At 62.4% G+C, this 12,712-nt stretch carries 11 protein-coding genes; 1 reads left to right on the top strand and 10 read right to left on the bottom strand.

Annotated features, from left to right (window positions below; genetic code table 11):
* The first annotated feature begins 65 nt into the window (after window positions 1-65).
* Window positions 66-2,930, top strand: a complete 2,865-nt coding sequence (gene gcvP / locus VGO12_RS12780) for an aminomethyl-transferring glycine dehydrogenase (RefSeq protein WP_327513127.1) — start codon at window positions 66-68, stop codon at window positions 2,928-2,930.
* A 170-nt stretch (window positions 2,931-3,100) separates the two neighbouring features.
* Here the strand turns inward: gcvP and VGO12_RS12775 are convergent, their stop codons facing one another.
* The 10 genes from VGO12_RS12775 to VGO12_RS12730 form a co-directional block, all read right to left on the bottom strand.
* Entirely contained in the window at window positions 3,101-3,529 is a 429-nt protein-coding gene (locus tag VGO12_RS12775; protein ID WP_327513126.1) for a response regulator, read from the bottom strand.
* 10 nt (window positions 3,530-3,539) lie between these two features.
* Window positions 3,540-5,045 (bottom strand): PAS domain S-box protein, encoded by a 1,506-nt coding sequence (locus VGO12_RS12770; protein ID WP_327513125.1) that lies wholly within the window; start codon window positions 5,043-5,045, stop codon window positions 3,540-3,542.
* 92 nt (window positions 5,046-5,137) lie between these two features.
* The gene (gene sufA / locus VGO12_RS12765) at window positions 5,138-5,530 is read right to left on the bottom strand and encodes a Fe-S cluster assembly scaffold SufA (protein ID WP_327513124.1); all 393 of its coding nucleotides are present in this window, start codon (window positions 5,528-5,530) and stop codon (window positions 5,138-5,140) included.
* 93 nt (window positions 5,531-5,623) lie between these two features.
* Window positions 5,624-6,004: an SUF system Fe-S cluster assembly protein gene (locus VGO12_RS12760; RefSeq protein ID WP_327495292.1), complete on the bottom strand. Its 381-nt coding sequence runs from the start codon at window positions 6,002-6,004 to the stop codon at window positions 5,624-5,626.
* A gap of 69 nt (window positions 6,005-6,073) precedes the next feature.
* Entirely contained in the window at window positions 6,074-7,315 is a 1,242-nt protein-coding gene (locus VGO12_RS12755; RefSeq protein WP_327513123.1) for a cysteine desulfurase, read from the bottom strand.
* Between the two features lie 111 nt (window positions 7,316-7,426).
* Window positions 7,427-8,707 carry a Fe-S cluster assembly protein SufD gene (gene sufD / locus VGO12_RS12750; protein ID WP_327513122.1) on the bottom strand — a complete coding sequence of 427 codons (1,281 nt, stop codon included), beginning with the start codon at window positions 8,705-8,707 and terminating at the stop codon, window positions 7,427-7,429.
* A 22-nt stretch (window positions 8,708-8,729) separates the two neighbouring features.
* Window positions 8,730-9,485, bottom strand: a complete 756-nt coding sequence (sufC, locus tag VGO12_RS12745; RefSeq protein WP_327513121.1) for a Fe-S cluster assembly ATPase SufC — start codon at window positions 9,483-9,485, stop codon at window positions 8,730-8,732.
* 10 nt (window positions 9,486-9,495) lie between these two features.
* On the bottom strand, window positions 9,496-9,720 hold the full coding sequence (locus VGO12_RS12740) for a hypothetical protein (protein WP_327513120.1): 225 nt from the start codon (window positions 9,718-9,720) through the stop codon (window positions 9,496-9,498).
* Between the two features lie 15 nt (window positions 9,721-9,735).
* Window positions 9,736-11,205, bottom strand: a complete 1,470-nt coding sequence (gene sufB / locus VGO12_RS12735; protein ID WP_327513119.1) for a Fe-S cluster assembly protein SufB — start codon at window positions 11,203-11,205, stop codon at window positions 9,736-9,738.
* A gap of 151 nt (window positions 11,206-11,356) precedes the next feature.
* Window positions 11,357-12,523, bottom strand: coding sequence for a cysteine desulfurase family protein (locus tag VGO12_RS12730; RefSeq protein WP_327513118.1), 1,167 nt, complete (start codon window positions 12,521-12,523; stop codon window positions 11,357-11,359).
* Between the last annotated feature and the right edge of the window lie 189 nt (window positions 12,524-12,712).

The following is a 12,712-nucleotide window of genomic DNA, read 5'->3' as shown; positions in this document are numbered from 1 at the left end:
CTCGCCGATCCGAACGCAGCCGACGCCCTTCTCGACGAAGCGGCCTACAAGGAGCTCGTCGCCTGATGAGCATGCCCAAGGATTTCACCTTTACCGACTACAAGCCGTATGACTTCGCCAACCGGCGTCATATCGGCCCGTCGCCGGCGGAAATGGACGAGATGCTGAAGGTCGTCGGGTATCCGACGCTCGACGCGCTCATCGACGATACCGTTCCGCCATCGATCCGCCAGAAGACGCCGCTTGCCTGGGGCGCGCCGATGACCGAGCGCGAAGCGCTCGACAAGATGCGCGAAACGGCCAACCGCAACCAGAAGCTCGTGTCGCTGATCGGCCAGGGCTATTACGGCACAATCACGCCGCCGGTGATCCAGCGCAACATCCTGGAAAACCCGGCCTGGTATACGGCTTACACGCCCTACCAGCCCGAGATCAGCCAGGGCCGCCTCGAAGCGCTGCTCAACTACCAGACTATGGTCTGCGACCTGACCGGCCTCGACGTTGCCAACGCTTCGCTGCTCGATGAGGCAACGGCCGCCGCTGAAGCCATGGCGATGGCCGAGCGCGTCTCGAAGTCGAAGGCCAAGTCCTTCTTCGTCGACGAGAGCTGCCACCCGCAGACGATCGCGCTGCTGAAGACCCGCGCCGAGCCGCTCGGCTGGCAGATCGTCATCGGCAACCCCTTCACCGATCTCGATCCGGTCGATGTCTTCGGCGCGATCTTCCAGTATCCGGGCACCTACGGCCATGTGAACGATTTCACCGGCCTGATCGCGCGCCTGCACCAGACCGGTGCGATCGCAACGGTCGCTGCCGATCCGCTGGCGCTGGCGCTCCTGAAGTCGCCGGGCGAAATGGGTGCAGACATCGCCATTGGCTGCACCCAGCGCTTCGGCGTTCCGGTCGGCTACGGTGGCCCGCATGCTGCCTATATGGCCGTCAAGGACGCCCACAAGCGCTCCATGCCCGGCCGTCTCGTCGGCGTTTCGGTCGATGCGCGCGGCAACCGCGCCTATCGCCTGTCGCTGCAGACCCGCGAACAGCACATCCGCCGCGAAAAGGCGACGTCGAACATCTGCACCGCGCAGGTTCTGCTCGCCGTCATGGCCTCGATGTACGCGGTCTTCCACGGACCGAAGGGCATCAAGGCGATCGCCCAGAGCGTTCACCAGAAGACCGTGCGCCTCGCCATGGGCCTCGAGAAGCTCGGCTACACCGTCGAGCCCGGCGTGTTCTTCGACACCATCACCGTTGAAGTCGGCAAGCTGCAGGGCATCATCCTCAAGACCGCGGTCGCCGAGGAAGTGAACCTGCGCAAGATCGGCGAAACCAGGATCGGCATCAGCCTCGACGAGCGTTCGCGCCCGGTCACGCTGGAAGCCGTCTGGCGCGCCTTCGGTGGCGACTTCAAGGTGGAAGAGTTCGAGCCGGGCTACCGCCTGCCGGAAAGCCTGCTGCGCACCAGCGAATACCTGACGCACCCGATCTTCCACATGAACCGCGCCGAAAGCGAGATGACGCGCTACATCCGTCGTCTGTCGGACCGCGACCTCGCGCTCGACCGGGCGATGATCCCGCTCGGCTCCTGCACGATGAAGCTGAACGCGACGGCGGAAATGCTGCCGATCACCTGGCCGGAATTCTCGGAGATCCATCCGTTCGTTCCGAAGAACCAGGCGGCTGGCTACCAGCACATGATCGAGGATCTGTCGGAGAAGCTCTGCGCCGTTACCGGCTATGACGCGATCTCCATGCAGCCGAACTCGGGTGCGCAAGGGGAGTACGCGGGTCTCCTGACGATCCGTGCCTATCACCTGGCAAGGGGCGATGCCCACCGCGACGTCTGCCTGATCCCGACCTCGGCGCACGGCACCAATCCGGCCTCCGCGCAGATGGCCGGCATGAAGGTTGTGGTCATCAAGGTGAGCGAAAACGGCGACATCGACATGGACGATTTCCGTGCGAAAGCCGAGCAGTACGCGGAAAACCTCTCCTGCTGCATGATCACCTATCCGTCGACCCACGGCGTGTTCGAGGAGAACGTCCGCGAGGTCTGCGAGATCGTGCACAAGCACGGCGGCCAGGTCTACATGGACGGCGCCAACATGAACGCCATGGTCGGCCTTGCCCGCCCCGGCGACATCGGCTCCGACGTCAGCCACCTGAACCTGCACAAGACCTTCTGCATTCCGCACGGCGGCGGCGGTCCCGGCATGGGTCCGATCGGCGTCAAGGCGCATCTGGCACCCTACCTTCCCGGCCACCCGGAAACGGACGGCGAGGATGGTGCGGTCTCGGCAGCACCCTTCGGTTCGGCTTCGATCCTGCCGATCTCGTGGAGCTACTGCCTGATGATGGGCGGCGAAGGCCTGACGCAGGCGACGAAGGTGGCGATCCTCAACGCCAACTACATCGCGGCAAGGCTGAAGGGCGCCTACGAGGTGCTCTACAAGTCGTCCAAGGGCCGCGTGGCGCATGAGTGCATCATCGACACCCGTCCGCTGGTCGAAAGCGCCGGCGTCACCGTCGACGATGTGGCCAAGCGCCTGATCGACTGCGGCTTCCACGCGCCGACCATGAGCTGGCCGGTTGCCGGCACGCTGATGATCGAGCCGACCGAATCGGAGACCAAGGCCGAGATCGATCGCTTCTGCGAGGCGATGCTGGCGATCCGCGAGGAAGCCCGTGCCATCGAAGAAGGCCGGATGGACAAGACCAACAACCCGTTGAAGAACGCTCCGCACACGGTCGAAGACCTGGTCGGCGATTGGGATCGTCCCTATTCGCGCGAACAGGCCTGCTACCCGCCGGGCGCCTTCCGGGTCGACAAGTACTGGTCGCCGGTCAACCGCGTCGACAACGTCTTTGGCGACCGCAACCTCATCTGCACCTGCCCGCCGCTGGAAAGCTACGCGGAAGCTGCTGAGTAAAATTGTAATCCGGCGGGGCTCCCTTTTGCCCCGCCAGCTTGCCGCCGCGCGGATCGCGCTGCCGGCCATTGGCTGGGCCACAGGTTTCCCTGCTGGCAAATTCCCGACACTGTCAGATCTTGAAACACTGCTTGAGCCGCGGATGCCCCGGGCCTGAATTCCGGACGCGGCTATCGACGCGTGCTCATGTTGGGCGGCAGGATCGTGCTCTCGACCCAGAAACGGGTGAAGGCCTCGGCAAAACGGCGATAGTCGTCGACCGACGAAGGCTTGGCCGCATAGGCGTTGGCGCCGGCCTCATAACATTGAACCACATCGGACGGATTGATCGACGACGTCAGCACGATGATCGGGACGAGCGCCGTGGCGCGCACCTTTCGCAGGCGCCGCAGAAGCTCGATGCCGTCGCTGCCAGGCAGCTTGATATCCATCAGGATGTAGTCGACATGGCCGCGTCGAAGCTGTTCGACCGCCTCGTCGGCATCGGTGGCCAGAACGATTTCGATCGCCTGGTCGACATGAGCAAAGGCTCGCGACACGAAACGCGCGTCGTGCGCGTCGTCTTCCACCAAGAGCAATCGCTTTGGCGTCGAGACCACCGGTTCCGCCCTACTTCGTCTTCCTCAGCCACCTCGGAAGAAGCACGATGAAACGTGCGCCTTCACGGAAGGTGGTGTCAAGGCAGATCGAACCGTCGTGGCTTTCGGCAATGCGTTTGGCGAGCGCCAGGCCGATGCCGGTGCCTCCATAGACCGTCTCATCCTTGTGCAGGCGCTGGAACACCTCGAAGATGCGCGTGGCAAAACGCGGATCGATGCCGATCCCGTTGTCCTCGACGGCAAGCTCAACCATGTGGTCGGTGACGCCGCCGTGGATCTTGATCAGCGGTGGCCGGTCGGCGTGGCGATATTTGATCGCATTGCCGAGGAGATTTTGCACCAGGCGGCGCAGAAGCTCCGGATCGCCCTCAAGCTCCGGCAGAGGGCCGACCTCGAACGTGGCGCCTGCCTTGCGCGCGTCACCGGCAAGCATCGTCAGTGTTTCCGAGACCACGTCATCAAGCCGGACGTCTGTCCACGCGGTGATGCGATGGGCGATCTGGGCATAGTCGAGCAGGCTGTCGACCACCCGGTTCATGCGCTTGACGCTGTCGCGCAGATGACGCGCATTTTCGGCGAGTTCGCCCTGATTGCCGGTCTTCAGATCGTCCTCGATCATTTCGGAGAACATCGAGATGTGCCTGAGCGGGGCCTTGAGGTCGTGCGACACTGTGGCGGTGAACTGGTCGAGCGCCTCGTTCTTGTGTTCAAGTTCCTGTCGCTGGCGCTCAAGCGCGAGTTCGGCGCGCTTGAGGTCGGTAACATCGACGCGGGCGACGACCGTGTTGCCGTCCTTGGTGCGGATGTTCTCCACCCGCAGCCAGCGATCGTCGGCATAACGAAAGATCTTCGGCCGTCCATCGGGATAACGAAAGTCGCGCAGACGCGAGGCGATCCACTCGTCGCCTTCGCGTGTTCCCGGTATCGCATCCGGGTAGTGGCCGCCCTGCCTGGCGAGAAGCAGGATCTCCTCGGCGGTGATCCCGGGCTTTAGAGCCGGACCGGCGGGCCCGCAGATCGCCTGATAGGCCCGGTTATAAACGACGAGCCGTTCCTGTCGGTCGAAGATGGCAAAGCCCTCGGGCATGGCTTCGAGTGCCGCGTTCAGCATCTGGGATGCCTTGTCGCGCGCGCTGACGGCTTCCGTGAGATCCGAGATGTCTCTGATGATGCCGATCAGCGCCAGTTCTTCACCCTGATCGTCGATCAGCGGCGTCGTTCTCAAGTGCCCGGAAAACGTCGAGCCGTCGCGCCTGACATAAAGGTAGTTCGACGCGCGCGGGGCAGTCTCGTCCACCCGGGCGGCGCGGTTCTTCAGCCGCTTGTCATATTCGGCGTCGCTCGCATAGATCAGCCGCACCGACCGGCCGATGAACTCCTCCGCCGGATGGCCGAATTGATGAAGTGCGGCATTGTTGGCCGAGCGGATGATGCGGTCGGCGTCGATGATGATCACGGGGTCGGGAAACGTCTCGTAGAGCGCCTTGAAGACGAGATCCTCGTTGAACGCCGCCATGCCCGCTCCCCTATTCCATGATTATGCATTTCAGCAGAAAAAAGGCCCGGCGAAAACCGGGCCGCGTCATTCGGCTGCAGGAATGGGAGAACTTAGTTAGCGCGCACCACGGCGTTGCCCTCGGCGGCGAGTGCTGCGAGGTCCGCAGGCTTCAGCTCGACCGATTCGCCGCAGCCGCAGGCCGATGTCTGGTTCGGGTTGTGGAAGGTGAAGCCGGAGCGCAGTGTCGTGACTTCGAAATCCATCTGCGTGCCGAGGAGATAGAGGACGGCCTCGGGCGCCACCCACACTTTGGCGCCTTGATGTTCGATCAGGTCGTCCTTGGGGTTGGCTTCGGTCACGAGATCAATGGCATATTCCATGCCGGCGCAACCGCCCTTCTTGATGCCGACGCGAATGCCCTTGGCATCGGGGCCGGAATTCTCGACGATCGCACGAACACGGCCAGCGGCCGCATCGGTCAGGCTCATCACGGCAAAGCCCATGGGCTCATTCTCCTTGTCGTCACCGGGGTAAAGGCCCGGCGCCTTACAGAATCAAATGTAGTATCCGTGCCTTAACGGATCAATACGGGCGCGTCAGTACCAGCCGACGGCGACCTGCGCCTCTTCCGACATGCGGTCTGGCGTCCACGGCGGATCGAAGGTCATCGCGACCTCGACGCCCGATACACCCTCGACGGCGCCGACGGCGTTTTCGACCCAGCCCGGCATCTCGCCGGCGACCGGGCAACCGGGTGCGGTCAGCGTCATGTCGATCTTGACCATGCGGTCGTCTTCGATATCGATCTTGTAGATGAGACCGAGCTCGAAAATATCGGCCGGGATTTCCGGGTCGTAGACGGTCTTCAGCGCCGCGACGATGTCGTCGCTGAGGCGCGCCAGTTCCTCGGCCGGGATCGCCGAATGTACGATGCCCTCGCGGACGTCGACCTTTTCTTCCGTAGCATCAAGGCTCATGTCGGCCTCCTGGACTTTCTCTTTTGGTTCAAATTTCTATGAAAAGTCTTTGAACCTTTTACGAATTTCTCAAGCGAAGAACTTGCGTGCATGCTCCAGCGCCTCGGCCAGCGCATCCACCTCGGCCCGCGTGTTGTAAAGGCCGAAGGACGCACGGCATGTGGAGGTCACACCGAAGCGTTTCAAGAGCGGCTGCGCACAATGGGTGCCGGCGCGAACGGCGACGCCAGCGCGGTCGATCACCATCGACACATCGTGCGAATGGATGCCGGCAAGCTCGAAGGCAAAGATGCTGCCCTTGTCAGGCGTGTTGCCGAAGACTCTCAGCGAATTGACCGCCGACAGGCGCTCGCGCGCATAGGCCGTCAGGTCCGCCTCATGGGCCTGGATCGCTGCCCGGCCAAGCTTTTCCATATAGTCGAGCGCGTAGCCAAGGCCGATCGCCTGCACGATCGGCGGCGTGCCCGCCTCGAAGCGATGCGGCGGGTCGTTGTAGGTGACGGTGTCCTCGGTCACCACCTCGATCATCTCGCCGCCGCCAAGGAACGGGCGCATCTCCTTCAGGCGATCGGTCTTGCCGTAGAGAACACCGATCCCGGACGGGCCGTAGAGCTTGTGGCCGGTCATAACGTACCAGTCGCAATCGATATCCTGCACGTCGACCGGCATGTGAACGGCGCCCTGGCTGCCATCGACCAGCACCGGGATGCCGCGCTCACGGGCGATACGGCAGATCTCCTTGACCGGGACCACCGTGCCCAGCGCATTCGACATGTGGGTGATGGCGATCAGCTTGGTCTTGTCTGTCAGGCACTTAACGAAGTCTTCGACATGCAGCGCGCCATCGTCGTCGACTGGGATCCAGACGAGCTTTGCACCCTGGCGTTCGCGGATGAAGTGCCAGGGAACGATGTTGGAGTGGTGCTCCATGATGGAGAGCACGATCTCGTCGCCCTCGCCGAGCTTCGGCATGCCGTAACCATAGGCGACCGTGTTGATCGCCTCGGTCGACGACTTGGTGAAGATGACGTTGTCGACAGAGGGCGCATTAAGGAAGCGGCGCACCTTCTCGCGCGCCGCCTCATAGGCTTCCGTCGCGGCATTCGACAGGAAATGCAGGCCGCGATGGACGTTGGCATATTCGTTGGAATAGGCATGGGAGATCGCGTCGATCACGACCTGCGGCTTCTGCGCCGATGCGCCGTTGTCGAGATAGACAAGCGGCTTGCCGTAGACGGTACGCGACAGGATCGGGAAATCCCGGCGGATCGCTTCGACGTCGTAGGCGGGCACCGGTACAGCGTGTTCCATGTCTTTCAATCCAATTGCGCCGCAGCGCTTGCGCATCCTCCAGGACGCGCCAAGTCGCCGTTACATGCTGAACTGCCGTATAGCTCCTCGGGCGGAGCTATGCGGAAGCCGTTAGGCGTGCTTTTCGAGCCAGCTCGAGATCACGTCTTCCAGAGCCTCGACCAGCGCCTCGTGATCTTCCAGCTCTTCGACGATCTCGGCGACGAAGGCATTGACGAGCATCGCCCTTGCCTTGTTCTCCGGAACGCCGCGCGCCATCAGATAGAAGAGCTGCGTGTGGTCGATGTCGGCAACGGTTGCGCCGTGACCGCACTGAACGTCGTCAGCGAAGATTTCCAGTTCCGGCTTGGCCGACAGGTCGGCGTCGTCGGAAAGCAGCAGCGTATTGCACGCCATCTTCGCGTCGGTCTTCTGCGCGTCCTTGGCGACCAGGATCTTGCCCTGGAATACACCCTTGGCGCGGTCGAACACGACGTTGCGGATGATCTCCGTCGACGTCGTGTGCGGCACGTTGTGGCCGAGCGTGAAGGTCACGTCCGTATGGGTCTCGCCGCCGAGCAGGTTGATCCCACGCAGCTTGAAGTCGGCACCCTCGCCGCTCGTCTTGCCGTGGATCTCCTGGCGCACCAGCTTGCCGCCGGCGTTGATCACGAACAGATGCAGCTTGGCGTCCTTGCCGATGTCGAAGCGGATCTGGCCGAGATGGGTATCGGCAGCGCCCTGCTGCTGCAGGATGATCCAGACGATGTCGGCGCCTTCGGCGAGCGTCACGTCGCTGACCGACGACACGAAGCTTTCAGCGTCCTTGGTCGACAGATGCCGCTCGATCACGGTTGCCTTGGCGCCGGCGCCGAAGGAGACCGGGAAGCGCGTATGCGCCTGGCCTAGGCTCTGCACCAGCTGGATTTCCAGCGGATTTTCGAGCGAGGTCTCGGCGGCCACGTCGATTTCCAGGCCACCGCGAACAAGACCGCCATTGATGCGACCGATCGCGTCGTCAAAGCCGAGCACCGCAAGGCCGGCAGCAGCCGAACCATCGAGCAGGCTGTCGACGTAGGAGCGCACGGTCACGCCCTCGGGCAGGTTGCCCTTGAGGTCCACCTGGCCATTGCGCACGGAAAACACCGTCGAACCCGGGACCAGCGCATCGACGCGATCGGCGAATGCGGTCGCGTCGGCGGCCGGAACGGTGCGCAGCAGCGTGCGCAGGTCCGTATAGTGCCAGGATTCGACCCGGCGGGTCGGCAGGCCAGCGGTGCGCAGCTCATGCACCAGCGTGTCACGAACCGAGAGCACCGAGCCGTCGCCCGGCAGGTCGCCGATCTGGTTGGTGTAGGAATCGACGAGCGCCGTCTCGGCAGCGGTCATCTTGATTGCCTGTTGCATATTCATTCGAACACTCCTTCAACAGGCCCTAGGCTGCAGCTTCGATGATGTCAGCGTAGCCGTTGGCTTCGAGTTCGTGTGCGAGCGTCTTGTCGCCCGACTTGATCACCTGGCCCTTGTAGAGGACGTGAACCGTGTCCGGCACGATGTAGTCGAGCAGGCGCTGGTAGTGGGTGATGACGACAACGGCACGGTCCGGCGAGCGCAGGGCGTTGACACCATCGGCGACGATCTTCAGCGCGTCGATGTCGAGACCGGAGTCGGTTTCGTCGAGCACGCAAAGCTTCGGCTCGAGCAGCGACATCTGCAGGATTTCGGCGCGCTTCTTCTCACCACCGGAGAAGCCGACGTTGAGCGGACGGCGCAGCATTTCCGGAGCGATCTTGAGCTCGGCTGCCGCTTCCTTGACGCGGCGCATGAATTCCGGCGTCGTCAGTTCGTCTTCGCCGCGATACTTGCGCTGTTCGTTCATCGCCACCTTCAGGAACTGCATGGTGGCAACGCCGGGGATTTCGACCGGGTACTGGAAGGCAAGGAAGATGCCCTTGGCGGCGCGCTCGGCGGCGTCGAGCTCGAGAATGCTCTCGCCGTTGTAGAGGATGTCGCCTTCGGTGACTTCGTAGTCTTCGCGGCCCGACAGGATGTAGGACAGCGTCGACTTGCCGGAGCCGTTCGGGCCCATGATGGCGGCGACTTCGCCGGCCTTCACGGTCAGGTTCAGGCCGCGGATGATTTCGGTGCCGTCTTCGGCGATGCGGGCGTGCAGGTTCTTGATTTCAAGCATTTCGTGTCTCTCAATCTCGTCTTCCAAAAAGGAAGCGGTTCAATGTCTCATCTTTGACGTTGGCGCTAAGCCAGAAAACGACGACCAGAAGCAGGCCGGAACAGATGCCAATTCCCTTTGCGCTGGGCCAATCTGCAATCAGCCCGACAACTCCGGTGGCAAGGCCGATGACGGAAACGAAGATGGACAGAACCATCAATTTCATCCCCGCCGACAGCGCCTTCTGCTCGACCAAATGGTCCGCCTCCCTTTAGCCGACCGAGCCTTCCAGCGAGATGCCGATCAGCTTCTGCGCTTCGACGGCGAATTCCATCGGCAGTTCCTGGATGACTTCCTTGACGAAGCCGTTGACGATCAGCGCGATCGCCGCTTCGGTCGGGATGCCGCGCTGCAGGCAGTAGAACAGCTGGTCCTCGGAAATCTTCGACGTGGTGGCCTCGTGCTCGAACTGCGCCGTCGAGTTCTTCGCCTCGATGTAGGGCACGGTGTGCGCGCCGCACTTGTCGCCGATGAGCAGCGAATCGCACTGGGTGAAGTTGCGGGCGTTCTCGGCCTTGCGGTGGGCCGAAACCTGGCCGCGATAGGTGTTTTCCGAAACGCCGGCAGCGATGCCCTTGGAGACGATGCGGCTCGACGTGTTCTTGCCGAGATGGATCATCTTGGTGCCACTGTCGATCTGCTGATGACCGTTGGACACCGCGATCGAATAGAACTCGCCGCGTGAACCATCGCCGCGCAGGATGCAGGATGGGTACTTCCAGGTGATCGCCGAACCGGTTTCGACCTGCGTCCAGGAGATCTTGGAGTTCTTGCCACGGCAATCGCCACGCTTGGTGACGAAGTTGTAGATGCCGCCCTTGCCTTCCTTGTCGCCCGGGTACCAGTTCTGAACCGTCGAATACTTGATCTCGGCGTCATCGAGCGCAACGAGCTCGACCACGGCGGCGTGAAGCTGGTTCTCGTCACGCTGCGGCGCGGTGCAGCCTTCGAGATAGGACACGTACGCACCATCTTCGCAGATGATCAGCGTGCGTTCGAACTGGCCGGTGTTCTTCTCGTTGATGCGGAAGTAGGTCGACAGTTCCATCGGGCAGCGAACGCCCTTCGGTACAAAGACGAAGGAGCCATCGGTAAAGACAGCTGAGTTCAGCGTCGCATAGTAGTTGTCGGTCGTCGGAACGACGGAGCCGAGATACTTCTTCACGAGATCCGGATGCTCGCGGATCGCCTCGGAGATCGACATGAAGATCACGCCGGCCTTCTTCAGCTCTTCCTTGAAGGTGGTGACGACCGAGACGCTGTCGAACACGGCGTCGACGGCGATCTTCGATTTCTGCACGCCCGCGAGGATCTCCTGTTCCTTCAGCGGAATGCCGAGCTTTTCGTAGACCTTGAGGATCTCTGGGTCGACCTCTTCGAGCGACTTCGGACCCGTCACGCCCTTGGGAGCGGCGTAGTAGTAGATGTCGTTGAAATCGATCTTCGGATAGTTGACGCGCGCCCAGGTCGGCTCTTCGAGCGTCAGCCAGCGGCGATAGGCCTCAAGGCGCCACTCGAGCATCCATTCCGGCTCGCTCTTCTTTTCCGAGATGAAACGGATGATGTCTTCGGAAAGGCCCTTCGGGGCCTTTTCGACTTCGATGTTGGTCTCGAAGCCATACTTGTACTGGTCCACGTCGATCTGACGGACCTGATCAATGGTCTCCTGCACGGCAGGCATGTCGTTCTCCAATCTTGCCGGATCCAAGGTCCGGCAGCTTGTCAGCGCGGTGTGAACTTGGCGCACCGCTTATGTAGTGGCTAAAAGGCGCTTTTCACCCTGTTTGCCAAGCGGAAAATTGCTTTTCCGCAATTTCGTCTCGTCGTTTGTATCAGGCCGCTTGGCCCGACGCGCGTCGCCTTGCTGCTATCTTCGCAAAGGCCGCGGCGCAACGCTCGATTTCGGCCGGCGTCGTCGTTTCGCCAATCGATATTCTAAGCGCTCCCTGGCGCGGATCGTAGCCCATCGCGACGAGGACGTGGCTCTGCCCGACCTTGCCGGAGGAACACGCCGATCCGGCCGACAGCGCCACCCCTTCGAGGTCGAAAGCGATCTGTCCGGTTTCGGCCTTCAGGCCAGGAAGCGTGAAGAAGGTGGTGTTGCCAACGCGCGAAACGTCGCGGCCGTGGATGACCACGCCTGCGGCTGCCGAAAGCATCGCGCCTTCGAGCCTGTCGCGTGCTGCGGTGATGGGTGCCATGCGCCCGGTCACGTCCTTGCCGACCTTACGCGCGGCTGCGGCAAAGCCGGCAATCGCGATCGGGTTTTCGGTTCCGGAGCGATGTCCTTTTTCCTGGCCGCCACCACGGATCAGCGGCACCGGCATCATCACTTCGCCGCGCGCGACAAGGGCGCCGGCGCCCTTGGGCCCGCCGATCTTGTGCGACGACAGAATGAGGAAGTCGGCCCCAAGCTCTTCGATCGCGAGCGGAATGCGGCCGGCTGCCTGTACGGCATCGACGACGAGGATACCGCCATGGGCGCGGACGATGTCGGCGATCTCGGCGATCGGCTGGATGATCCCGGTTTCGTTGTTGACGAGCATGACGGCGACCATCGGCAGCCCGAGCGCACGGTCATGGCCGGCCAGAAGGTCGCGAAGCACTGGAAGGTCGACCACACCGGTTGACGTCACCGGGATCTCGCTCACCGCTTCGCGCGGGAAACGACCGCCTTCGCGCACTGCCGGATGTTCGATCGCCGAGGCGTAGAGATGGGCGATCTTCAAGGGCGTGCGGCCCATGCGGAAATCGGGCGTCAGCACCAGGTTCGCCGCCTCGGTCGCGCCGCTGGTAAAGATCACGCTTGCCGCCTTGGCGCCGCAGAGGTCTGCCACATCGCGACGGGCATTCTCGATCAGCGTGCGCACCGCCCGGCCCTCGCCGTGGACGGAAGACGGGTTGCCGACGAGGTCGAGCGCGAACAGGCATGCCGCGCGCGCTTCGCTCGAAAGCGGCGCTGTGGCATTCCAGTCCATATAGATGCGCGAACCCGACATGATTTCCTTCGCTAGAACAACAGACCGCAGACCGGCAACCGCCGGCGGTGCATTTTCCTTGAATTTTCCGCGCCGCTTGCCTTATGAGACGAAGCACAGGGCGGAATGCCCGTACAGAAGTTTTGAACGGTTCTAAACTAGGTTTTAGAAAAGCTGACTGCTTTCGTCAAGACTGATCGCGATCTGAAG

This window comes from Ensifer sp. (genome assembly GCF_035999135.1).
GTDB lineage: Bacteria > Pseudomonadota > Alphaproteobacteria > Rhizobiales > Rhizobiaceae > Ensifer.
The sequence above is the reverse complement of the archived record's forward strand: the minus strand, read 5'-3'. Positions and strand labels throughout refer to the sequence as shown.

What these genes read in the sequence shown, in the direction of transcription:
- gcvP (WP_327513127.1), top strand. Translation starts at nt 66, where the DNA reads ATGAGCATGCCCAAGGATTTCACCTTTACCGACTACAAGCCGTATGAC.
- VGO12_RS12770 (WP_327513125.1), bottom strand. Translation starts at nt 5,045, where the DNA reads ATGGCGGCGTTCAACGAGGATCTCGTCTTCAAGGCGCTCTACGAGACG.
- sufA (WP_327513124.1), bottom strand. Translation starts at nt 5,530, where the DNA reads ATGGGCTTTGCCGTGATGAGCCTGACCGATGCGGCCGCTGGCCGTGTT.
- VGO12_RS12760 (WP_327495292.1), bottom strand. Translation starts at nt 6,004, where the DNA reads ATGAGCCTTGATGCTACGGAAGAAAAGGTCGACGTCCGCGAGGGCATC.
- VGO12_RS12755 (WP_327513123.1), bottom strand. Translation starts at nt 7,315, where the DNA reads ATGGAACACGCTGTACCGGTGCCCGCCTACGACGTCGAAGCGATCCGC.
- sufD (WP_327513122.1), bottom strand. Translation starts at nt 8,707, where the DNA reads ATGAATATGCAACAGGCAATCAAGATGACCGCTGCCGAGACGGCGCTC.
- sufC (WP_327513121.1), bottom strand. Translation starts at nt 9,485, where the DNA reads ATGCTTGAAATCAAGAACCTGCACGCCCGCATCGCCGAAGACGGCACC.
- sufB (WP_327513119.1), bottom strand. Translation starts at nt 11,205, where the DNA reads ATGCCTGCCGTGCAGGAGACCATTGATCAGGTCCGTCAGATCGACGTG.
- VGO12_RS12730 (WP_327513118.1), bottom strand. Translation starts at nt 12,523, where the DNA reads ATGTCGGGTTCGCGCATCTATATGGACTGGAATGCCACAGCGCCGCTT.